We start from the raw sequence: 21,383 nt of genomic DNA, 5'->3' as shown, positions 1-21,383 counted from the left end.
CATTCGGCGTATCACTGGAACGGGCAGTGCTACGGATATGAGCGCGGCAGTGATACAGCGAAGGAAGAGCCAATGAACCGTGTCGGGTATGGCGCCATGCAGCTCGCGGGGCCGAACGTGTGGGGGCTGCCGGAAGACCCGGAGTCGTCGTGCCAGGTGCTGCGCCTGGCGGTGGAGCAGGGGGTCACGTTCTTCGACACCGCGAACGCGTACGGGCCGCGGACGGTGAACCAGCTGATCGGACGGGCCCTGCGACCGCTCCCGGAAGGCGTGATCATCGGCAACAAGGTCGGCGCCGAGCGCGGCTCGGACGGGTCCTGGATCGTCGACGGCCATCCGGACACGGTCCGGCGGCAGGTCCACGAAGCGCTGGCCGACTTGGGAACGGAGGCGAGCGAGCTGACGTACCTGCGGCTCGTCGGAGACACCCCGGGAGCACACTCGGACGTTCCCATGGAGGAGTCTCTCGGCGTGCTCGTCGAGCTGCGCGAGCAGGGGCTCATCCGGCGTATCGGTCTGTCCGGCGCGTCCCCGCAGATGCTGGCCCGCGCGCAGCAGATGACTCCCATCGCGGCCGTGCAGAACCGCTTCAACCTGCTCGACCGCAGCGGCGTCCAAGTGCTCGCAGACTGCGAAGCCCAAGGGATCTTGTTCGTTCCCTACTTCCCGCTGGCCTCGGGTCGGCTCAGCGGCCACCACGCGCTGACCGGCCCCGCAAAGCGCCTCGGCGCCACGTCGGCCCAGGTCGCGCTCGCCTGGCTGCTGCGCCGCTCTCCCTCCACCGTCGTCATCCCCGGCACGAACAATCCCGACCATCTGCGCTCCAATGTCGCTGCGTCCGGGGTCGCCGAAAATCTGACCGACGTCGAGGTCGCCCGCCTGACCGGACTCGTCGACGAATCGAAGGCATCCCTCGACCAGCCCACGCCCGCCGCTCAGAGCGACCGCTGAGCAAGGCGGCGGCCCGCAAACTGATCAGTGCACTGGCCGGCTCCTGACGGTCAGCCCTGCCCACCACCGTGGTCATCGTCCAGCCCATGACGTTGATGTGCCTGTCCTTCAGCGGAGACAGGCGGGCCACGTCCTCATCCTTGAGGTCGTGGCCCTCGGCGCGGGGCTGGGCGACAGCGGCGTCGGGATGCAGATGCATGGTCTTGTCGATGCGCCCGTACTCGGCGAACGCGGCACCGAGCGGGGTGGGGTGTCCCTCGCGGCCGAACATTCGCAGCAGGTCGTAGGCGCGGACCTGGTTGGTGATCAGCGACCCGGCCACGCGCAGCATGTCCGGCCAGTGCGTGGTGATCCGCTTCAGGTTCACGCGGTTGCGGGCGATGGCTTCCAGCGGCCCGTAAATCTCCTTCCGGTTCCTGGCCGTTCGGCACCGCCACGTCCGCGCGTCGGAACCGCTGGTCCGCGAGGTCGCGGAAGCGCGGGGCGAAGCGGAAACCGAGCATCTCGTACAGGCCGAAGGCCATGTCGGAGTACGAGGCGCTGTCGGTCGCCACCATCTCCGGCCGGACTCCCCCGTCGAGGTTCAGCAGCGTGTCCAGGGTGAACAGGCTGTCGCGCGGGGTGCCGCGCACGACCATCGCTCCGATTCCCGCCACCTGGTCATTGACGGCGTTGAGCCGGGTCAGGCCCCTCTTGTACGCGTAGTACTCAGGCGAGGGGCCGGTGTTGATGCTCTTGACCGGGACGACGAACCGCAGCCCGTCGACGGAGGCAAGCACCCCCCGCCCCACATCTGGTCCATGTGCGACAGGCGCGAACGGCTCAGCGCCTGTACCTCAACTACTCACACCCGATTCCCGGCTTGCCCCGGGTCCCCGCCCGTTGAGCTCCCCCTGATCGTGTCCTTGCCGACCGCACATCCCGCCCCAGGCGGCGTGTCGGGTTCTTCGCCGAGGCCGGCCACCCGCGGAGCCCTCGGGTTATCCCCACCCCGGATCGGCCAGCAGCCGCCATGGTCCGCGATGACCGTGATCCGTAGCTTCGAGTTGTCGGCTTGAGGAGATCGCGAGAGGACGGACCATGAGGCTGCGCAGCGGCAAGCGGCAGAAGACGGACGAGCGGCCGGAGGCTCAGGGCACGCCCGGTCTCGCCGTCGAACTGCGCGGCGTCCGGCGGCAGTACGGCCGCGGTGCCGGGGCCGTGCATGCGCTCGCGGGCATCGACCTGGCCCTGCCGCGCGGCACGTTCACGGCCGTCATGGGCCCGTCCGGCTCCGGCAAGTCCACCTTCCTTCAGTGCGCCGCCGGGCTCGACCGGCCATCGGCCGGCTCCGTACGGCTCGGTGGCACGGAGATCACGGGGATGCGCGAGAACCAGCTCACCGAGTTGCGCCGCAGTCGCCTCGGATTCGTCTTCCAGGCCTTCAACCTGCTGCCCTCCCTGACCGTCGAGCAGAACGTGCTGCTGCCGATGCGTCTCGCCGGGCGACGCCAGGACCGCCGACGGGCACAGGCGGTGCTCGCGCAGGTCGGCCTCGCCGACAAGGCCAAGCGCCGGCCCGGCGAGCTCTCCGGCGGCCAGCAGCAGCGGGTGGCCATCGCCCGCGCCCTGGTCACCAGCCCGGACGTGGTGTTCGCCGACGAACCCACCGGAGCCCTCGACACCGGCACCGCTGCCGAGGTCCTCGGCCTGCTCCGGCACGCGGTGGACGCCCTCGGGGCCACCGTCGTCATGGTCACCCACGACCCGGCCTCGGCCGCCTGGGCCGACCGCGTGCAGTTCCTCGCGGACGGCGTCTTCGCCGGCGGCCTCGACCGCGGCTCGGCGGAGCAGATCGCGGCGCACATGACCGCCCTCACCTCCCGTACGGGCGCGATGGTGGGGGCGGCGGCGTGAGGAGCTTCGCCCCCAACGGCCTCGCCCGCGCCGCCGTGCGCTTCAAGCCCGCGTCGTTCGCGGGCACGTTCGTCGCGCTGATGATGGCGGCGCTGATCGTCTCCGCCTGCGGCATCCTCCTGGAGACGGGCGCCCGCGCCTCGGTGCCGCCCGAGCGGTATGCGAAGGCGCCGGTCGTCGCGGCGGCGGACCAGTACGCCCGCTTCGTCACGGGCGGCGGGGACAGCCGGTCCGTGTCGGCGGACCTGCTGCCGGACACGGCGCGCGTGGACGCCGCGCTGGCGGACAGGGCGGCCCGCGCGCCCGGCGCGCAGGCGGCGGTGCCGGACTTCACGTTCCCCGTGCGCCAGGGCGACGGCGCGCTGACGGGCCACGGCTGGGGATCGCACGCCTTCACCGGTGCCGCGCTCACCTCCGGGGCCGCGCCCCGCACCGGCGAAGTCGTGCTCGACGCCGCCGCCGCGCGGTCCGCGAAGGCGGGCGTCGGCGACACCGTGACGCTCGAAACCGCCACCGGGCGCGCCGACTTCCGCGCCTCCGGGCTGGCGAAGGCCGGAGCCGGCGACACGGCCGAGGGCGCGACCGGCTGGTTCGCCGACGCCCAGTCCTCCACGCTCGCCGGGCATCCCGGGAAGGCCGACGCAATCGCCGTACTGGCGCGGGACGGGGTGGAAGCCGACGCCCTCGCCGCCGAGGTGAAGAAGGCGCTCGCCGGCTCGGACGCCAAGGTGCACACCGGCGACGACCGTGGCGCCGTCGAGGACAGCGGGCTCGGGTACGCCAAGGAGATGCTCACCGGGCTCGGCGGTTCCTTCGGCGGGGTCGCCGCCATGGTCGCCGTCTTCACGGCGTCCGGCACGGTCGCGCTGTCCGTCGCCCAGCGTGCCCGGGAGTTCGCGCTGCTGCGTGCCGTCGGCGCCACCCCACGGCAGATCCGTCGCGCGGTCGCCGCCGAGGCACTGCTCGTCGCGCCCGCCGCGGGGCTCGTCGGCTGTCTGCCCGGGATCGGGCTCGCGCACTGGTGGTTCGGGCAGTTGAAGGACCGCGGGGCCATACCGGAAGCCGTGGACCTGCACGTCTCCTGGATCCCGCTGGTCATCGCCGTCGGCACGGGGCTGCTGACCGCGCTCGCCGCCGGCTGGGCGGCCGGTCGCCGGCCCGCCAAGATCAAGCCGGGGCAGGCGCTCACCGAGGCGTCCGTGCAGCGGCTGCGGCCGGGCGTGATCCGTACCGTGCTGGGCCTGGGCGCCCTCGTCGGCGGCGGGTTCCTCACCGTCGTCGCCGCCCGCTCGGCCGGCGAGGACGCGGCCAACGTCGCCCTCGGCGTCGTCATGCTCTTCATGCTCGCCGTCGCGCTGCTCGGCCCGCTCGTGGCGTGGCTGTGCGCGGCGCTGTTCGGGCTCCCGATGAGCGGAGGCGGCGCCTCGGCCTCACTCGCGGCCGCCAACTCCCGTACGAACGCCCGTCGGCTGGCGTCCGCGATCACCCCGATCGTGCTGGCCATGGCCTTCGCCTCGACGCTCGTCTTCATGCACACGAGCGAGAGCCATGTCGCCGCGAAGCAACTGCGCGCCGGCGTCACCGCGGACCACGTGATCACGGATCCGGCCGGGCTGCCCGCCGACGCCGTCGCCCGGGCCGCCCGCGCGCCCGGCGTCGACGCGGCCGTGGGACTGCTCGACACCCAGGTGCTGGTGGCCGTCGGATCGGGCGGCGGCCGGTGGTTGCAGGCCTCGCCGACCCAGGGCATCTCCGGCTCCGGCGCGCAGCTCGCGAAGGTGCAGGATCTCGATGTGCGCAGCGGCAGCCTGGACCGGGTCGGCAAGGGCCGGGTCGCCATCGACAAGACGCTCGCCACGTCGGCGAAGGCCGAGGTCGGCGACAAGCTGACCGTGTACCTCCCGGACGGCACGAAGACCGGCCCCGAGGTGGTCGCCGTGTATGGCCGAGGGCTCGGCCTCGCCGCGGTGACCATGGACCGTGCGTCCCTGGCCGCCCACGTCACCTCGGGCTTCGACAGCACGCTGCTGGTACGGGGCGGAGACGCGACGGACCTCGCCGCGCTCGGCAAGGTCACCGACGCCTCCGGCTACGCGGTCGAACAGAGCACCGACCGCGAGCTCAACGCCTGGGCCAACTACACGATGGCAGGCGTCCTCGGTGGCTTCGCCGCCGTCGCCGCCGTCAACACGCTCGTGATGACCGTCCTCGACCGCCGCCGCGAGCTCGGCATGCTCCGTCTCGTCGGCTCCACCCGGCGCCAGGTGATGCGGATGCTGCGCTGGGAAGGCCTGTTGGTGGCCGTGGCGGGCATCGTCCTCGGTACCGCCATCGCCGCCGCGACGCTGATCCCGATGATGCGCGGCCTCACCGGCGAGGCTCCGTACGTACCTCCGCTGGTGTACGCGGCTTTCGTCGGCGGCGCGGTGGGACTGGGCCTGCTGGCGGTGACCCTTCCGGCGAGGGCGGCGCTGCGACGTTGAGGGGCGCGGCGCTGAGGGGCGGGGTGCTGAAGGGCGCGGGATTGCGGCGCTGAGGATCGGCGGCCGCCCACAGCCGGTCGGGCTCGCCCGGCGTGAGGCGGTCGGCTCTCTCCGGTGCCGTCGGCATGAAGCGACCCGACAGACGCGTCGCCGTCCAGTCGGCGATGAGCGTGGACGTCACCAGCTGATTCCGGCCGCCACCGGCAGATGGTCGCTGCCGGTGGCCGGCAGCACCCACGAGCTCTTCGGCTGCACGCCCCTGACCAGGATCTGGTCGATCCGCGCCATCGGGAAGGACGCCGGCCAGCTGAAGCCGAAGCCGTCCCCGGCCGCGTCCTGGGCCGAATGCAGCTGCGAGGTCAGGCCGTCGAGCGCGCGGTCGTCCGTGGTGCCGTTCATGTCGCCCAGCACCACCACCCGTTCGATCTGCTCGGCGGCGACGGCCTTGGCGAGTTTCTCCGCGCCGGCGTCCCGCGAGTCCGTCCAGAAGCCGCCCCGGGGCATCACCCGCACGGACCCCAAGTGCGCCACGTACACCGCCAGCGGCCCCTGGTCGGTGGCCACCGTGGTGCGCAGCGCCCGGGGTGGGTCCACCGGGATGTCCTCGGCCCGTCGGGTTCTCGCCAGCGGGCCGGCATCGTCCCGCAGGACGTCGACCTGCCGGGTGTCCGACAGCGGCAGCCTGCTCCACAGCCCGACCGTGCCCTGCACCGAGTGGTACGGGTACGTCTTCGCCAGCTCCTCCTCGTACACGCCCCGGGCGTGGTCGGTCAGTTCCTCCAGCGCCAGCAGGTCCGCCCCGGAGGCGGCCAGGTCGCGGGCGGTGCCGGCCGGGTCGGGGTTGTCGGCGTTGACGTTGTGGCTGACCACGGTGAGGTCGCCGCCCGGCTGGGACTTGTCGCTGAGCACCCCGCCGAACAGGCTCACCCACACCACGGCAGGCAGCAGCAGCGCGAGCACCGCGGAGGCGGAACGGCGCCACAACGCCCCGGCCAGCAGCACCGGGACGAACAGGCCGAACCATGGGAGGAAGGTCTCCACCAGGCTGCCGAGGCCTCCGATGTCCGTGATGTGCGCGTGCAGCAGCATGAGCAGGCCGAGCAGCAGCGCCAGCGCCGCAAGCACCGGGCCCCGCTTCCAGGGCCCCGGCCGGGAGCCGATCCGGATCGCACGGCTGAGGCCCGCGCGCCAGGTGCCGGAGCCGGTGTCCCGGCGGTCGGTGCCACCCTCTCCGGTCTCTGCTGCGTCCCGCGCGCCCGCGGTTTCCTGAGTGGCTTGCTGGGGAGTGCTCGTCACTGCTGCATCCTCGGGTCGTGCGTGGGGTCGGCATACATGCGCGGGCATTCGTGATCGACGGCTTCGGGGCGCAGTTCGTAGTGCCAGGGCTCGTTGCTGTAGATCTGGCACAGTCCGTACTCGGCGCCGTGCTCGGACAGCCACGCCATGGCATTGGCCTGTCCCATGTCGACCGCGTCCCCCGACACATGAGGAGACGTGTCCGCCGTGGCCACCCAACGGGCGGCTTCCTCCTCCGAGCCGTACTTCGAGACCGCCTCACGCAGGAGCTGGTTCTGGCGCTCCGGGGAACGCCAGCCGCTGTTGACGTAGAACGTGACGCCGAGATCGGCGGCGTCCGTCGCTGCTTCACGCACGGCGCGGAGCAGATCGGGGTCGAGCTCGGCCACGGCGGGATACCCGTCGTCGAACACCGTCACGCCGTCAGGTACGGCCCCGTCGGCCTCGCCGAACACGCCCTCGTGGTCCGCACGCCTGCGGTCGCCCTGAGGAGTGTCGACGGGTGGTTGTGCGGGCGAGGACGGTGACGCAGTCGAGGAAGGTGACGCGGCCGGCGAGGACGAGGACGCCAGCGACTGGTGGATGAGCATGCCGATGAGCGTCGCGCTGACGATCACCACGGCGGTGAGGATGACCGATCGGGTACGGCGGGCTCCTGTTCGTGCTGGTTCGCGGTAGGGCATGCGGCCAGTCAAGGCAGCGCGGTGTTGCCGGCACGTATGGGGTTTTCGATACGCCGACGATATGTTCCGGCTCGTAGCATCGAGAGCATGCGTGTGCTGATCGTCGAGGACGAGCCCTATCTGGCAGAAGCCATCCACGACGGCCTACGCCTGGAAGCGATCGCCGCCGACATCGCAGGTGACGGCCACACCGCGCTGGAACTGCTGAGCATCAACGCCTACGACATCGCCGTCCTCGACCGGGACATCCCCGGCCCCTCCGGTGACGAGGTCGCCAAACGCATCGTCGCCCGCGGCAGCGGCTTGCCGATCCTCATGCTCACCGCGGCCGACCGGCTCGACGACAAGGCCACCGGGTTCGAACTCGGCGCCGACGACTACCTCACCAAGCCGTTCGAACTCCAAGAACTCGTGCTCCGTCTTCGAGCACTCGACCGCAGGCGCGCCCACAACCGGCCACCCGTGCGGGAGATCGCGGGCCTGCGTCTGGATCCGTTCCGTCGCGAGGTCTACCGCGACGGACGCTATGTCGCCCTCACCCGGAAACAGTTCGCCGTGCTCGAAGTCCTCGTCGCCGCCGAGGGCGGTGTCGTCAGCGCCGAAGAACTACTGGAACGTGCGTGGGACGAGAACGCCGACCCGTTCACCAACGCCGTGCGCATCACCGTCTCGGCACTGCGCAAGCGCCTCGGCGAACCCTGGATCATCGGCACGGTCGCCGGCGTCGGCTATCGCATCGACACACAACGATGAGTGCGGACATGAGGGAGGCGAGCGTGGACAGGGCACCTGGTATGAGCGTCCGCCTCAAACTCACGCTCAGCTACGCCGGATTCCTCATGGTCGCAGGCGCGCTGCTGCTCGCCGCCGTCTGGGTCTTCCTCCTGCGTTACGTCCCCAACCGGGCGATGCTCATCAACCCCGACGACAGGCCGACGAACGGTGTCTTCCCCATCCGGTCCGTTCTCCTGGACGTCTTCGCTCCGAGGGCAGCCGCCGTCATGGCGTTCCTGCTGGTGTTCGGCCTCGTGGGAGGGTGGATCCTCGCCGGTCGGATGCTCGCCCCCCTGACCCGCATCACGGACGCCACGCGCAGGGCCACGGACGGATCGCTCTCCCACCGAATCCGGCTACCGGGCCGCAAGGACGAGTTCCGCGAACTCGCCGACGCCTTCGACGCGATGCTCGCCCGACTCGAAGCCCACGTCGCCGAGCAGCAGAGGTTCGCCGCCAACGCCTCGCACGAGTTGCGCACCCCGCTGGCGATCTCGAAGGCGCTGCTCGACGTGGCCCGCACCGATCCGAACCGCGACGCCGAGGAACTCATCGACCGCCTCCACGCCGTCAACACCCGGGCGATCGACCTCACCGAAGCATTGCTCCTGCTCACCCGCGCCAACCAGCGGTCCTTCACCCGAGAACACGTCGACCTGTCCCTCATGGCGGAACAAGCCGCCGAAACGCTCCTCCCGCTGGCGGAAAAGCATGGCGTCACCATCGAGACCTCCGGCGACATCACCCCCACGATCGGATCGCCGGCGCTGCTGCTTCAGCTGACCACGAACCTCGTGCACAACGCGATCGTCCACAACCTGCCGGAAAAGGGCACCGTCTCGGTCACCACCAGCGTCCGCCCCGACAGTGCGGTGCTCACCGTCGAGAACACCGGAGACCACGTCACCCCACAACTGGCCGCGACACTCACCGAACCGTTCCAGCGCGGCACGGAGCGCATTCACACCGACCACGCGGGCGTCGGGCTCGGTCTGGCGATCGTGAAGACCATCACCCAGGCACACGACGGAACACTCACCCTCACCCCGCGCCCGTCCGGCGGTATCCGCATCACGGTGGAACTACCCGCGACATCCCCGCACACCGACAGATGAAGCAGCCCCGGCCGGCGAACCCACTCCTGCGCTAGCGTCGCCTCCCGTGATCGTATGGCTCAACGGCACCCACGGCGCGGGCAAGACGACGACCAGCGCACTCGTACAGCAACTGATCCCGGATTCACGGGTGTTCAACGCCGAGAAGGTCGGCGAGACACTCATGGACATCACGCCGGGGCTGCCCGGGACGGACAACTTCCAGCACTGGCCACCCTGGCGACCGCTCGTCGTCGAGACCGCCCGCCGCGTCCTCGACTACACCGGCGGCACACTGGTGATGCCCATGACCGTCCTGGTCGAGGAGTACTGGCGCGAGATCAGCACGGGCCTCGCCCACCATGCCGTTCCGGTACGGCACTTCGTCCTCCACGCCGACCAGGACACCCTCCGCGGGCGCATCGCGGGCGACACCGTTCTCGGCCCCGACTCCCCGTTCCGGCTCCAATACCTGGAGCCCTACGCCGAGGCCGCCCGCACATGGCTGCACGCCGAGGCGGAGGTCGTCGACACCACGCACCTCACTCCCGCGGAGGCCGCCCGGCAGATCGCGGAGGCCGTCCAGAGCTGAACCGGATCGGCTTGCGGGTCTCGATGGCGTGGCATGAGACGCCTGAGTCCCTCCTGGGCCACCGGGATGTCGTCGAAGCCGACGACGCTCACGTCCTCCGGTACGTGCGCGGCTCCTGTCGTCATGGTGTCTTCTGTCCGGTGTCCGGTGTCCGGTGTCCGGTGTCCGGCGGCCCGATGCCCGGTCGCCCGCGTACGGACCCGGAGGCCCGCGCCGTAGGCCCTATCGCGGGCTGAGCGCGGCGAAGGCCTCGTCCAGCAGGTCGATGAGGTCGAGCCGGCCGTCGGACGCGGTCCAGTGGTCCAGGGCGATGTTCAGACAGTCCAGCGCGGCGGCGGCCTTCACGGTCAAACCCAGGGCGGGGGGACCGGAGGTGCCCGCGCGTTCGGCCAGCGCCTGGGCCAGGCCGGGACGCCAGCCCTGCTGTTTCTCCAGCTGCCGTGTGCACAGGGCGGGGGTGTTCCGTACGAGCCGGGTCGTCGCCAGTGCGCCGGCCGGGTCCCGGCGGTAGTGCTCGATCACGGTGTCCAGCGCCCGGCGCAGCGCCACCCAGTCGTCCTCGTCGGAGGGCCGCTCGCGCAGCGCGTCGGCCACCTGGGCGCCGTGGGCGTCGAAGGCGCTGAGGACCGCCTCCTCCTTGGTGCCGAAGTAGCGCAGGAACGTACTGCGCGACACCCCCGCCGCCGAGGCGAGGTCGTCCAGGGTGACCTGGTCGTATCCCTCCCGGAGGAACAACTCGAAGGCCACCTCGGCCAGTTCGGCCCGGACGGCGGCCCGGGCGATGTCCCGGGTCCTCGTACGTCCTGTTGCTTGCACCCCGCGATCCTACCTCTCACTCAGTCCTCGATTGCATACTTGGGCCTCGGTTACTACTGTGACACTCAGTTTCAGAAAAGGGTCTCCAGTCCGTCGGTGTCGCCTGATCCCGGGGGAAGGGTGCCGCTCCTTGCCCAGAGAGGTCTCCATGACCGCCGTGCACGGTTCGTCCGTCGACATCCCCACCCCTGACGGCTCCGCGGACGCCTACGTCGTCCATCCCGACGACGGAGCCCGCCATCCGGCCGTCCTGCTCTACATGGACGCCTTTGGACTGCGTCCGCACCTGAAGGCGATGGCGGACCGGCTCGCCTCGGCGGGTTACACCGTCCTGGTCCCCAACGTCTTCTACCGCCACGGCCGGGCGCCCCTGGTGGAACTGCCCGAGTTCATCGACCCCGCCGAGCGTCCGGAGATCATCCAGAGCCTGCGGCCGGCCGCGCAGACGCTGACGTCGGAAGCGGCCGTACGGGACGCGGGCGCCTATCTGGACTGGCTGGCCGCGTCCCCGCTGACCTCCGACGGGCCGGCGGGTGTCACCGGTTACTGCATGGGCGCCGCCCTGGCCCTGCGTACCGCCGGCAGTCACCCGGACCGGGTCGCCGCCGCGGCCGGTTTCCATGGCGCGTTCCTCGCCACCGACGCGCCGGACAGCCCGCACCTGCTCGCCGACCGCATCACGGCCGAGGTGTACTTCGGCCATGCGGACCAGGACTCCACCAATCCGCCCGAGCAGATCGACCGCCTCGACGCGGCGCTCACCGACGCGAGCGTCCGCCACCGTGCCGAGGTCTACGCCGGCGCCCACCACGGCTTCACCCAGGCCGACACCGCGATGCACCACCCCGAGGCGACGGAGCGGCACTGGACGGCGCTGCTCGACCTGTTCGGCCGCGCTCTTCCGGCCCGGCACAACGTGATCGGTCATCAGAACACGGGGACGGGGAACGGAGACGCGACGCAATGAGCATCAAGACCCTCGGACTCATCGGCAGCGGCATGATCGGCAGCGCTCTGGCCCGGCTGGCCGTCACCGCCGGCCTGGACGTCGTCCTGAGCAACTCCCGCGGCCCCGAGACCCTCGCCGACCTGGTCGGAGAACTCGGCGACCGCGCCCGTGCGGCCACACCGGAAGAGGCCGCGCGCGTCAGCGACCTCGTGGTGGCGACCGTCCCGCTGAAGGCCTACGGACAGCTTCCCGCCGCGGCCCTGGCCGGCCGGACCGTGATCGACACGATGAACTACTACCCGGACCGCGACGGCAGCATCGCGGCTCTGGATGCCGGCGAGGCGACCTCCAGCGAACTCGTGCAGCGCCAGCTCCCCGACTCCCATGTCGTCAAGGCGTTCAACAACATCGACTTCCGCCGCCTGTTCACCAGCGCCCGCCCGTCCGGCGCCCCCGACCGCAGCGCGCTGCCCGTCGCGGGTGACGACCCGGCCGCCAAGGCGGAAACGGCCCGACTGCTGGACACCCTCGGCTACGACACGGTCGACATCGGCACACTCGCCGAGAGCTGGCGCAGCCAGCCGGGCACGCCGGTCTACGTCCAGCCGTACATGGCGCGGCGCCCCGAGGGGCTGAGCCAGGAAGAGTCACAGCGCTGGTTCTTCCGGACGCCGGGCGTGCCGGTCCCGGCCGCCCGCGTGGAGGAACTGGTCCACTCCGCCACGCGCTGATCGGCACCGGCGGATGGACCCTGGCCCCGGGTGAAGGCGCCCAGCCCCGTCTCGTCGAACGCCTCGATGGTCACGCGCGTCGCCCTGCCGTCCGTGAAGCGGCCGATAACGACCCCGGACGTGCCGGTCGCGTCCTCCCCGACGGTCTCGAAGGGGCATGGGGAACCCCAGGGCGAGCGGGCGGCGGCTACACCCCGGCCGCGGCGTCGATCTCCGCGATCAGCCGCTCGACACGGCTCCTGATCTCGTCGCGGATCGGACGTACGGAGTCCACGCCCTTGCCCGCCGGGTCCTCCAGGTCCCAGTCGAGGTACTTCTTGCCGGGGAAGATCGGACAGGCGTCGCCGCAGCCCATGGTGATGACGTAGTCGGACGCCTGGACGGCCTCGGTGGTGAGCACCTTGGGCCGCTGCCCGGCAATGTCGACGCCGACCTCCTTCATGGCCTCGACGGCGGCCGGGTTGACCTGGTCGGCCGGGATCGAGCCGGCGGAACGGACCTCGATCCGGTCGCCGGCGAGATGGTCCAGGAAGCCGGCGGCCATCTGCGAACGGCCGGCGTTGTGGACGCAGACGAACAGCACGGAGGCGAGCGGGCTGGAGGACATCGGGTCTTCCTTCGCGAAGTGGATCAACCAGGTGGTACGGATCCGGGTACGGGGCTCGGTCATGGCTGAGCGGACGTCTAGCCGAACGTCCGCAGCATCTGCCCCATCGCGGCCACCACGCTCGGTTCGACCCGGTAGTACACCCAGGTCCCACGCCGCTCCGAGGTCAGCAGTCCGGCCGCCTTGAGCTTCTTCAGGTGGTGGGAGACGGTCGGCTGGGAGACGCCGACATCGGAGATGTCGCACACGCACGCTTCGCCGCCCTCGTGCGAGGCGACCAGGGAGAACAGCCGCAGCCGCACCGGGTCGCCGAGCGCCTTGAACATCGCGGCCGTCCGCTCGGCCTCCTCGGCGGTCAGCGGGCGCTCGGTCAGCGGTGGGCAGCACGGCGCCACGGCCTCGGGTCCGGGCCCGGGCTCGACGAGGGGGAGGACGTCCGTATTCGACATGCATCTATGTTGACATACGTCGAAGTAATTCACTCCCCCTCTGATTCGATGCGTGTCTATGTTGACGCTTGTCTAAGCAAGTGCCATGCTGGCCGCAAGGCATCGATAAACGTCGAATCAAAGGGGATCCAGTGAACACGCTGCCCGTCGTCGTCATCGGCGCAGGCCCGATCGGCCTGGCCGCAGCCGCCCACCTCGTCGAGCGCGGCATCGAACCCCTCGTGCTGGAGGCGGGCCCGTCCGCCGGCACCGCCGTCCGTGAGTGGTCGCATGTGCGGCTGTTCTCCCCCTGGTCCGAGGTCGTCGACCCGGCCGCCGAGAAGCTGCTCGCCCCGACCGGCTGGATCCGCCCCGACGGGGCGTCGTATCCCACCGGAGGGGACTGGGCCGAGCTGTACCTGAAGCCGCTCGCCGACGTCCTCGGTGACCGGGTCCGCCACGGCGCGCGGGTGACCGGCGTGGCGCGGGCGGGCCGGGACCGTATCGTCGACGCCGGCCGCGACGAGCAGCCCTTCACCGTGCACATCGAGCTGGCCGACGGCCGCGAGGAGCGGATCACCGCCCGTGCCGTGATCGACGCCTCCGGCACCTGGGCCGCACCCGGCCCGCTGGGCGCCGACGGACTGCCCGCGCTCGGGGAGCGGACGGCCGCCGAGCGCATCTCGTACCGGATCCCCGACCTCGGGATCCCTGCGGTGCGGGCCCGTTACGCGGGCCGGCGCACCGCCGTCGTCGGCTCCGGGGCCTCCGCCTTCACCGCCCTCGCCCAACTCGCCGACCTGGCCGAGGGGGAGGCCGGCACACACGCGGTGTGGGTCCTGCGGCGCGGGATCACCGGGTCCACGTACGGCGGCGGCGAGGCCGACCAGCTGCCTGCCCGCGGTGCCCTCGGGCTGCGCGCCAAGGCGGCCGTCGAGAGCGGCCGCGCGTCAGCGGCCACCGGCTTCCGCACCCGGGCCGTCGAGCGAGCCGACGGCGGACGACTCGTCCTGGTCGCCGAGGACGGCCGCCGCCTCGACCCGGTCGACGAGGTCATCGCCCTCACCGGTCTCCGCCCCGACCTCACCTTCCTCTCCGAGGTCCGCCTCGGCCTCGACGAACGCCTCCAGGCACCGACCGCCCTGGCCCCGCTCATCGACCCCAACGTCCACTCCTGCGGCACGGTTTACCCGCACGGCGTCAAGGAGTTGTCCCACCCCGAGCGGGGCATCCACCTGGTCGGCATGAAGTCCTACGGCCGTGCCCCCACGTTCCTCGCGATGACCGGTTACGAGCAGGTGCGCTCGTCGTCGCGTCGATCGCCGGGGACCAGGAGGCGGCCGAGCGCGTCGAGTTGACCCTGCCGGAGACGGGAGTGTGCGGCGGGTCGGGCCTGTTCGACGAGTCCGCCGCCCCCGGGGAGGGGGAGGGCGGCAGATGCTGCGCGGCGCCCGCCACCCTCCAGATCGGGGTGCCGGGCCGCGACTGACGGAGATCCCCGGTCTCTCAGGGGTACGACACCACCGTGGACGGCACCGTCGACGTCCCCGACGTGGGTGACCCGGTGTCGTTGATGACGCACTCGTACTGGCCCTGGCCGCCCAGCGAGACGACCAGCAGGTTGTGGAACTTCACGCCCGACCGGACCGGCGCGGCGAAGCCGTGGTGCTGCACGATCGTCGGGTCGACGTTGTAGTAGCAGTAACTGCCGAGTCCCCAGCCCTCGTGCACGCTCACGCCGTCGCCCACCTTGTAGGCCGCGTAGCCCTTCAACGCGCCGTTCTGTATGGCTGCCTGGTTCGGGGCGTCGTACGCCTTCTCGTTCTGGAAGAAGATCGTGCGGCCGCGCTCGCCGAACCACTGCACGTCGTACTTGTTGAAGTGCTCCACGAACAGGCCGGTGGCGAGGACGTCCGCGCCGTTGACGACGACGCCGTAGTCGGCGCGGTTGGTCTCCCAGCCGACGCCGGCGCCGTGGTCGGCGCGCCAGACCCAGGTGTGGTCGACGATGGTGTGGCGGCTGTTGATCACCATGCTGGTGGTCGCCTTGCCGGCGCCCGCGCCGCCGATGCGGATGAACACGTCCTGGACGGTGGTCGGGTTGGCGGAGTGGTCGGCGGAGGCGCCGGTCGGGCCGACTTCCAGCAGGGTCGCGGAGTTGACCGGTCCGGCGTCGACGAGGAACCCGGCCAGCCGCACTCCGTCGACGTCGGCGACCTTGAGCGCGGTGACGCCGTTGTCGGGGATGATCGTCGCGTAGCCGAGGCCCAGGACGACCGTCCCCGCCCGGTTCACCTGGATCGGCTGGTCCACGTGGTAGATCCCGGGCGTCAGCAGCAGGTGGAGCCCTTGTGTGAGCGCCTGGTTGAGGGTGGCCGCCGAGTCGCCGGGCTTTGCGACATAGAACTCGGTGAGCGGCAGCGAGGTGCCGCGGGGGGTGCCGTTGCCCCAGGTCACGCCCCGGGCGTTCACCCGCTTCTCCGGCAGGAAGACCCGGTATTCGCTGCCGTTGAGATAGAGGAACGGCTTCTCGCGGGAGACCGGCGTGGTGTCGAGCGTGGTGTACGGCGGGTTCGGGAAGCTCTGCCCGGGGGCGCCCTCGACGCCGGAGAACACCATGTTCCAGACGGCGTTGAGCCAGCTGCCGATCGCGCTGTCGCGGGTGTACCACTGCTGCTGCGAGTACGGTCCGATCTGGCCGTCGATACGGCTGTCCGCGATGTAGCCGCCGCTGGCCCAGCCGTAGCCGGTGGGGGAGAGGTTGAGGCCGCCGCGCACATGCATCCGCCGGAAGGGTGCCGCCTGGGCGACGGCCCAGCGGTTGGTGCCGTTGACCGGGACGAGCGCGAGGTTCTCCGCCGAACGCCAGAAGTTCTGCGTGGCGTTGCCGTTGAACCAGCCCGCGTCGACCGTGACGTCGCCGTTGATGGTCGTGTCGTCGGGGGAGAGGCCGAGGCCCATGATCGAGGTGTAGAAGCCGAGTTGGGCGTTGAGGCCGTTGTAGGTGCCGGGCTTGAACAGCAGCGCGTAGCGGCCGGTGCCGAACTGGGCCGACTCCTGCTGGGCGAACACCTGGTCCAGCCTGGCCTGGATACCGGGCGTGGACGGGTCGAAGACGATCACGTTCGGACCGAGGTCGCCGCCGCCCGGGAGGGCGCGCGGGCGCGGACGGGACACAGCGGCGGACGCGGATGCGGGAAGTCCCGCGAGGACGGGGGCGGCGACTGCCGCGCCGAGCAGGGATCTGCGGCCAAGGGTGGGCATGGGGCGGCTCCAGCTTCAGGAAGTATGCGGCTTCAGGAAGTGAATGTGGGGAGTTCTGGGAGCGCTCTCTCGCCGTTGAATGCTTCAACTACCTGAACGGGCGCGTCAAGGGGTGCGACCGTACTTCGGCAAGTGATGTGCAAACCCTTGACGTGAGTCCCTTCCGAGGTTTAACTCACGTCCTAAATTAAGCCATGATGGCATTCCCTGAAGGGATACCAGGAGCCATGCGCAGCAACCGAGCCGCGGCCGTAGGCGCCGTCACCATGTCTCTCGCCCTGGCCGTCTCGGCCTGCGGAGGCGGTTCGTCCACAGACGGCGGGTCCAACGACTCGCCCAAGACGCTCACGTACTGGGCCTCGAACCAGGGCGCGAGTGTCGAGGTCGACAAGCAGGTCCTTCAGCCCGAACTCGACAAGTTCGAGAAGCAGACGGGCATCAAGGTCAAGTTGGAGGTCGTGCCCTGGTCGGATCTGCTGAACCGGATCCTCACGGCCACCACCTCCGGCCAGGGTCCCGACGTCCTCAACATCGGCAACACCTGGTCGGCGTCGCTCCAGGCGACCGGCGCGCTGCTGCCGTGGGACGCGAAGAACTTCGACAAGATCGGCGGCAAGGACCGTTTCGTCGACTCCGCCATCGGCTCGACGGGAGCCGAGGGGCAGGACCCGGCGGCGGTGCCGCTGTACTCGATGTCGTACGCGCTCTACTACAACAAGAAGATGTTCGCCGACGCGGGCATATCCGCGCCGCCGACCACCTGGGCGGAGCTGATCGCCGACGGTGAGAAGCTCTCCAAGGACGGCAAGTGGGGCCTGAGCATCGAGGGCTCGAACCCCTCGGAGAACATCCACCACGCCGTTGTCTTCGCCAAGCAGCACGGGGCCGACTTCTTCACCGCCGACGGCAAGCCGGCCTTCACCTCCGACGGCGCCGTCGAGGGGGTCAAGCAGTTCGTCGACCTGATGGCCAAGGACAAGATCGTCGCGCCCGGCAACGCCGAGTACGCGCAGAACCAGTCCGTGAGCGACTTCGCCAAGGGCAAGACGGCGATGCTGCTGTGGCAGTCCGCGTCCTCCAACCTCAAGACGCAGGGAATGAGCGAGGACGACTTCGGCGTGGCCCCGGTGCCCGTGCAGTCCGGCGCTCCGGGAACCGGGGACAGCGTCAACTCGATGGTCATGGGCATCAACATGGCCGTCTTCAAGAACACCGACAACGTCGACGGCGCGACCGAGTTCGTGAAGTTCATGACCAGCGACGCCGAGCAGAAGATCCTCAACACGGCGTACAGCTCCATCCCGCCGGTCAAGACCGCCCAGGCGGACGCCGCCTTCAACACCACGGCGAACGCCGTCCTGAAGGACACCCTCGCCAAGAGTGCCGTCGCGGCTCCGCAGGTCGCCGACGAGTCCCAGTTCGAGACGGCCGTCGGTACGGCGATCAAGGAGCTGTTCGCCGACTCGGCCGCCGGACGCGCGGTGACCACCGAGTCGGTGAAGGCCGCGCTCGAGAAGGCCCAGCAGCAGATGCCGACGAAGTGAGCGCGAGCACAGAGATGACCACCACGACCGCCTCCCCGAAGGCCGGCGATCGGACGGTGCGCAAGAAAACCCCCGGGGCGGGGCGTGGACCGCGCCGCCCCGGGCGGATCAGGCGCATCGGACTGCCGTACCTGCTCCTGCTGCCCGCCCTGCTCCTGGAACTCCTGGTCCACCTGGTGCCGATGGTGATCGGCATCTGGGTGAGCTTCAAGCTGCTCACGCAGTTCTACATCCGCGACTGGGGCACCGCGCCCTGGTCCGGCCTCGACAACTACAAGATGTCGGTGGACTTCAACGCGCCCGTGGGCGAGGCGCTGCTCCACTCGTTCCTCGTGACCATCGCCTTCACCCTGCTGTCGGTCGGCCTGTGCTGGCTGATCGGCACGGCGGCCGCGGTCTACATGCAGGACACGTTCCGCGGCCGGGGTCTGCTGCGGGCGCTGTTCCTCGTCCCGTACGCGCTGCCGGTCTACGCGGCCGTCATCACCTGGGTCTTCATGTTCCAGCACGACAACGGCCTGGTGAACCACGTCCTGCACGACCAGCTCGGCCTCACCGACAAGCCCTCCTTCTGGCTCATCGGAAACAACAGCTTCATCGCGCTGCTGACGGTGTCGGTGTGGAAGGGCTGGCCGTTCGCCTTCCTCATCGTCATGGCCGGACTCCAGAACATCCCGAAGGACCTGTACGAGGCCGCGGCGCTGGACGGCGCGGGCATGTGGCAGCAGATCCGCCGCATCACCCTGCCGTCACTGCGCCCGGTCAACCAGGTCCTGATCCTGGTGCTGTTCCTGTGGACGTTCAACGACTTCAACACGCCCTACGTGCTGTTCGGCAAGAGCGCCCCGGAGGCCGCGGACCTCATCTCGGTCCACATCTACCAAGCCAGCTTCGTCACCTGGAACTTCGGCTCCGGATCCGCCATGTCGGTCCTGCTGCTGCTCTTCCTGCTGGTGGTGACGGGCGTGTATCTGGCGCTGACCTCCCGAGGAAGGAAGACGGCCGATGTCTAGCTCCCCGATGGCCCCGCCCCGCTCCTTCATCTGGTCCCGGCGGATCTTCCTCACCCTGCTCACCGGCTTCGTGCTGGTGCCGGTGTACGTCATGCTGTCCAGCTCGCTGAAGCCGTTGCAGGACGTCCAGGGGAAGTTCCGCTGGCTGCCGACCGAGCTCACCTTCCGCCCGTACATCGACATCTGGTCGACGATCCCGCTCGCGCGGTACTTCCTCAACTCGGTGATCGTGGCGGGCGCGGCGACGGTCTGCTCCGTGGTCATCGCGGTGTTCTCCGCGTACGCCGTCAGCCGCTACAACTTCCGCGGCAAGCGCGTCTTCACGGTCACCGTGCTGTCCACGCAGATGTTCCCCGGCATCCTCTTCCTGCTGCCGCTGTTCCTCATCTACGTCAACATCGGCAACGCCACCGGTATCGCCCTGTTCGGATCCCGCGGCGGACTGATCCTCACCTATCTCACCTTCTCGCTGCCGTTCTCCATCTGGATGCTGATCGGGTACTTCGACTCGGTGCCGCGCGATCTGGACGAGGCGGCACTGGTGGACGGCTGCGGACCGCTCGGTGCGCTGTTCCGGATCGTCGTGCCGGCGGCGATCCCGGGGATCGTGGCGGTCGCCGTGTACGCCTTCATGACCGCCTGGGGCGAAGTGCTGTTCGCGTCGGTGATGACCAACGAGACCACGCGCACACTCGCCGTCGGGCTCCAGGGCTACTCCACGCTCTACAACGTGTACTGGAACCAGATCATGGCCGCCTCGCTCGTGGTGAGCGTTCCCGTGGTGGCCGGTTTCCTCCTCCTCCAGCGCTATCTCGTCGCCGGGCTGACGGCCGGAGCCGTCAAGTGACCGACTCTCCCGATCCCGAAGGGACTTCCGTGACCATCGACCTCGCCGCACTCCCGCACGACTTCTTGTGGGGCACGGCCACCTCGGCGTACCAGATCGAGGGAGCCGTGGCGGAGGACGGCCGTTCTCCGTCGATCTGGGACACCTTCTCGCACACCCCCGGCAAGATCGCGGGCAATGACCATGGCGACGTCGCCTGCGACCACTACCACCGCTGGCGCGAGGACATCGAGCTGATGCGCCAACTGGGCACGAACGCCTACCGGTTGTCGATCGCCTGGCCGCGCGTGGTGCCGGGCGGCGACGGACCGGTGAACCCCAAGGGCCTCGCCTTCTACGACGAGTTGGTCGACGGACTGCTCCAGGCGGGCATCACCCCGTCCGTCACCCTCTACCACTGGGACCTTCCGCAGGCCCTCCAGGACCGCGGCGGCTGGACCGAGCGCGCGACCGCCGAGCACTTCGCCGCGTACGGCTCCGCCGTGGCCGAACGTCTCGGTGACCGGGTCGGCCACTGGGCCACGCTCAACGAGCCGCTGTGCTCGGCCTGGATCGGCCACCTCGAAGGCAAGATGGCCCCCGGCCTCACCGACCTGACGGCCGCGGTCCGCGCCTCGTACCACCTGCTGCTGGGCCACGGCCTCGCCGCACAGGCCATCCGGGCGGCCGCACCCGACGCCCAGGTCGGCATCGTCAACAACCTCTCCACCGTGCACGCCGCCACCGACCGCCCCGAGGACGTCGCCGCCGCCATGCGGATGGACGGCCACACCAACCGCTGGTGGCTGGACCCGGTGCACGGCCGCGGCTTCCCGGCGGACATGCGCGAGGTCTACGGCGTCGAACTCCCGGAGCGGAACGGGGACCTGGAGACCATCGCCGCGCCGCTGGACTGGCTGGGCCTGAACTACTACTTCCCGGCGACCGTCGCCGACGACCCCGCGGGCCCGGCGCCGCACGCCCGCTCCGTCCGCCGTATCGGCGTCCCGCGCACCGGCATGGACTGGGAGATCGACGCGAGCGGCATCGAGGCGCTGCTGCTCCGCCTGACCCAGGAGTACGGCCCGCGCAAGATCTACGTCACCGAGAACGGTTCCGCCTACCCGGACGTCGTACGCCCCGACGGCACCGTCGACGACCCGGAGCGGCAGGACTACCTGACCAAGCATCTGGCCGCCTGCGCCTCCGCCGCCCGCCAGGGTGCCCCGCTGGCCGGTTACTTCGCCTGGTCGCTGCTGGACAACTTCGAGTGGGCGTACGGCTACGACAAGCGCTTCGGTCTGGTGCACGTCGACTACCGGACCCAGGTCCGCACGATCAAGGGCACCGGTCATCACTACGCGGAGATCATCCGCAGCCACCGGGACCGGGCGGCGCGGGCCGCCTGAGACCGACCGCCATGGTGGGCTGTGGGA

The 21,383-nt window shown here is 70.3% G+C and carries 18 protein-coding genes and 2 pseudogenes; 13 read left to right on the top strand and 7 right to left on the bottom strand.

Translation table 11 applies throughout. From position 1 onward, the window contains the following. Positions 1 to 72 precede the first annotated feature (72 nt). Positions 73 to 951 carry an aldo/keto reductase gene (locus ACIHFB_RS16665; RefSeq protein ID WP_400127122.1) on the top strand — a complete coding sequence of 293 codons (879 nt, stop codon included), beginning with the start codon at positions 73 to 75 and terminating at the stop codon, positions 949 to 951. A gap of 22 nt (positions 952 to 973) precedes the next feature. Here ACIHFB_RS16665 and ACIHFB_RS16660 read toward each other — a convergent pair. Further along, positions 974 to 1,739: pseudogene (locus ACIHFB_RS16660) on the bottom strand (Tn3 family transposase); the annotation flags it as partial. A gap of 292 nt (positions 1,740 to 2,031) precedes the next feature. Here ACIHFB_RS16660 and ACIHFB_RS16655 point away from each other — a divergent pair. Then, the gene (locus tag ACIHFB_RS16655) at positions 2,032 to 2,847 is read left to right on the top strand and encodes an ABC transporter ATP-binding protein (RefSeq protein ID WP_365286525.1); all 816 of its coding nucleotides are present in this window, start codon (positions 2,032 to 2,034) and stop codon (positions 2,845 to 2,847) included. Next, positions 2,844 to 5,330 carry an ABC transporter permease gene (locus ACIHFB_RS16650; protein ID WP_400127121.1) on the top strand — a complete coding sequence of 829 codons (2,487 nt, stop codon included), beginning with the start codon at positions 2,844 to 2,846 and terminating at the stop codon, positions 5,328 to 5,330. The genes ACIHFB_RS16655 and ACIHFB_RS16650 overlap by 4 nt, the downstream gene beginning before the upstream one ends. 177 nt (positions 5,331 to 5,507) lie before the next feature. Here ACIHFB_RS16650 and ACIHFB_RS16645 read toward each other — a convergent pair whose 3' ends face one another. Both ACIHFB_RS16645 and ACIHFB_RS16640 read right to left on the bottom strand, forming a co-directional pair. Further along, complete coding sequence (locus tag ACIHFB_RS16645) at positions 5,508 to 6,674, bottom strand: endonuclease/exonuclease/phosphatase family protein (protein WP_400127120.1); 1,167 nt, start codon at positions 6,672 to 6,674, stop codon at positions 5,508 to 5,510. Beyond that, a complete protein-coding gene (locus ACIHFB_RS16640) occupies positions 6,623 to 7,216 on the bottom strand; it encodes a M15 family metallopeptidase (protein WP_400127178.1) in 594 nt (197 codons plus the stop codon). The genes ACIHFB_RS16645 and ACIHFB_RS16640 overlap by 52 nt, the downstream gene beginning before the upstream one ends. A gap of 180 nt (positions 7,217 to 7,396) precedes the next feature. Between ACIHFB_RS16640 and ACIHFB_RS16635 the strand changes: the two genes are divergently transcribed. The 3 genes from ACIHFB_RS16635 to ACIHFB_RS16625 are packed head-to-tail and all read left to right on the top strand — an operon-like array spanning position 7,397 to position 9,769. Beyond that, on the top strand, positions 7,397 to 8,062 hold the full coding sequence (locus ACIHFB_RS16635) for a response regulator transcription factor (protein WP_400127119.1): 666 nt from the start codon (positions 7,397 to 7,399) through the stop codon (positions 8,060 to 8,062). 41 nt (positions 8,063 to 8,103) lie between these two features. Continuing rightward, a complete protein-coding gene (locus tag ACIHFB_RS16630; protein ID WP_400127177.1) occupies positions 8,104 to 9,198 on the top strand; it encodes a sensor histidine kinase in 1,095 nt (364 codons plus the stop codon). A gap of 46 nt (positions 9,199 to 9,244) precedes the next feature. Continuing rightward, positions 9,245 to 9,769, top strand: coding sequence for an AAA family ATPase (locus tag ACIHFB_RS16625; RefSeq protein WP_400127118.1), 525 nt, complete (start codon positions 9,245 to 9,247; stop codon positions 9,767 to 9,769). Positions 9,770 to 9,991: 222 nt separating this feature from the next. Here the strand turns inward: ACIHFB_RS16625 and ACIHFB_RS16620 are convergent, their stop codons facing one another. After that, the gene (locus tag ACIHFB_RS16620; protein WP_400127117.1) at positions 9,992 to 10,585 is read right to left on the bottom strand and encodes a TetR/AcrR family transcriptional regulator; all 594 of its coding nucleotides are present in this window, start codon (positions 10,583 to 10,585) and stop codon (positions 9,992 to 9,994) included. A 148-nt stretch (positions 10,586 to 10,733) separates the two neighbouring features. On the opposite strand from ACIHFB_RS16620, the gene ACIHFB_RS16615 reads away from it, so the two are divergent. After that, positions 10,734 to 11,552, top strand: coding sequence for a dienelactone hydrolase family protein (locus ACIHFB_RS16615; protein WP_400127116.1), 819 nt, complete (start codon positions 10,734 to 10,736; stop codon positions 11,550 to 11,552). Further along, positions 11,549 to 12,265 (top strand): NADPH-dependent F420 reductase, encoded by a 717-nt coding sequence (locus ACIHFB_RS16610; protein WP_400127115.1) that lies wholly within the window; start codon positions 11,549 to 11,551, stop codon positions 12,263 to 12,265. Before ACIHFB_RS16615 ends, ACIHFB_RS16610 begins: the two co-directional genes overlap by 4 nt. A gap of 187 nt (positions 12,266 to 12,452) precedes the next feature. Here the strand turns inward: ACIHFB_RS16610 and ACIHFB_RS16605 are convergent, their stop codons facing one another. Both ACIHFB_RS16605 and ACIHFB_RS16600 read right to left on the bottom strand, forming a co-directional pair. Further along, entirely contained in the window at positions 12,453 to 12,872 is a 420-nt protein-coding gene (locus ACIHFB_RS16605) for an arsenate reductase ArsC (RefSeq protein ID WP_400127176.1), read from the bottom strand. Positions 12,873 to 12,949: 77 nt separating this feature from the next. Beyond that, positions 12,950 to 13,321 (bottom strand): metalloregulator ArsR/SmtB family transcription factor, encoded by a 372-nt coding sequence (locus ACIHFB_RS16600; protein WP_365286543.1) that lies wholly within the window; start codon positions 13,319 to 13,321, stop codon positions 12,950 to 12,952. Positions 13,322 to 13,437: 116 nt separating this feature from the next. On the opposite strand from ACIHFB_RS16600, the pseudogene ACIHFB_RS16595 reads away from it, so the two are divergent. Then, positions 13,438 to 14,789: pseudogene (locus ACIHFB_RS16595) on the top strand (FAD-dependent oxidoreductase). A gap of 17 nt (positions 14,790 to 14,806) precedes the next feature. On the opposite strand, the gene ACIHFB_RS16590 reads toward ACIHFB_RS16595, so the two are convergent. After that, on the bottom strand, positions 14,807 to 16,564 hold the full coding sequence (locus ACIHFB_RS16590) for a coagulation factor 5/8 type domain-containing protein (protein ID WP_400127114.1): 1,758 nt from the start codon (positions 16,562 to 16,564) through the stop codon (positions 14,807 to 14,809). Positions 16,565 to 16,791: 227 nt separating this feature from the next. On the opposite strand from ACIHFB_RS16590, the gene ACIHFB_RS16585 reads away from it, so the two are divergent. From ACIHFB_RS16585 to ACIHFB_RS16570, 4 genes are read left to right on the top strand one after another with little or no spacing between them, the layout of a single operon-like run. Then, complete coding sequence (locus ACIHFB_RS16585; RefSeq protein WP_400127113.1) at positions 16,792 to 18,108, top strand: ABC transporter substrate-binding protein; 1,317 nt, start codon at positions 16,792 to 16,794, stop codon at positions 18,106 to 18,108. A gap of 14 nt (positions 18,109 to 18,122) precedes the next feature. Further along, positions 18,123 to 19,121, top strand: a complete 999-nt coding sequence (locus tag ACIHFB_RS16580) for a carbohydrate ABC transporter permease (RefSeq protein ID WP_400127112.1) — start codon at positions 18,123 to 18,125, stop codon at positions 19,119 to 19,121. After that, positions 19,114 to 19,968, top strand: a complete 855-nt coding sequence (locus tag ACIHFB_RS16575) for a carbohydrate ABC transporter permease (RefSeq protein WP_365286551.1) — start codon at positions 19,114 to 19,116, stop codon at positions 19,966 to 19,968. Before ACIHFB_RS16580 ends, ACIHFB_RS16575 begins: the two co-directional genes overlap by 8 nt. Before the next feature lie 29 nt (positions 19,969 to 19,997). Beyond that, positions 19,998 to 21,356: a GH1 family beta-glucosidase gene (locus ACIHFB_RS16570; RefSeq protein ID WP_365286553.1), complete on the top strand. Its 1,359-nt coding sequence runs from the start codon at positions 19,998 to 20,000 to the stop codon at positions 21,354 to 21,356. Positions 21,357 to 21,383 lie beyond the last annotated feature (27 nt).

Origin of the sequence: Streptomyces sp. NPDC051963 (assembly GCF_044593495.1) — a bacterium.
Classification (GTDB): Bacteria; Actinomycetota; Actinomycetes; order Streptomycetales; family Streptomycetaceae; genus Streptomyces.
The sequence above is the reverse complement of the archived record's forward strand: the minus strand, read 5'-3'. Positions and strand labels throughout refer to the sequence as shown.

Coding starts and splice junctions, on each gene's coding strand:
- ACIHFB_RS16665 (WP_400127122.1), top strand. CDS start 73: ATGAACCGTGTCGGGTATGGCGCCATGCAGCTCGCGGGGCCGAACGTG.
- ACIHFB_RS16655 (WP_365286525.1), top strand. CDS start 2,032: ATGAGGCTGCGCAGCGGCAAGCGGCAGAAGACGGACGAGCGGCCGGAG.
- ACIHFB_RS16645 (WP_400127120.1), bottom strand. CDS start 6,674: ATGCCCGCGCATGTATGCCGACCCCACGCACGACCCGAGGATGCAGCA.
- ACIHFB_RS16640 (WP_400127178.1), bottom strand. CDS start 7,216: ATGCTCATCCACCAGTCGCTGGCGTCCTCGTCCTCGCCGGCCGCGTCA.
- ACIHFB_RS16635 (WP_400127119.1), top strand. CDS start 7,397: ATGCGTGTGCTGATCGTCGAGGACGAGCCCTATCTGGCAGAAGCCATC.
- ACIHFB_RS16630 (WP_400127177.1), top strand. CDS start 8,104: ATGAGCGTCCGCCTCAAACTCACGCTCAGCTACGCCGGATTCCTCATG.
- ACIHFB_RS16615 (WP_400127116.1), top strand. CDS start 10,734: ATGACCGCCGTGCACGGTTCGTCCGTCGACATCCCCACCCCTGACGGC.
- ACIHFB_RS16610 (WP_400127115.1), top strand. CDS start 11,549: ATGAGCATCAAGACCCTCGGACTCATCGGCAGCGGCATGATCGGCAGC.
- ACIHFB_RS16605 (WP_400127176.1), bottom strand. CDS start 12,872: ATGTCCTCCAGCCCGCTCGCCTCCGTGCTGTTCGTCTGCGTCCACAAC.
- ACIHFB_RS16600 (WP_365286543.1), bottom strand. CDS start 13,321: ATGTCGAATACGGACGTCCTCCCCCTCGTCGAGCCCGGGCCCGGACCC.
- ACIHFB_RS16590 (WP_400127114.1), bottom strand. CDS start 16,564: ATGCCCACCCTTGGCCGCAGATCCCTGCTCGGCGCGGCAGTCGCCGCC.
- ACIHFB_RS16585 (WP_400127113.1), top strand. CDS start 16,792: ATGCGCAGCAACCGAGCCGCGGCCGTAGGCGCCGTCACCATGTCTCTC.
- ACIHFB_RS16580 (WP_400127112.1), top strand. CDS start 18,123: ATGACCACCACGACCGCCTCCCCGAAGGCCGGCGATCGGACGGTGCGC.
- ACIHFB_RS16575 (WP_365286551.1), top strand. CDS start 19,114: ATGTCTAGCTCCCCGATGGCCCCGCCCCGCTCCTTCATCTGGTCCCGG.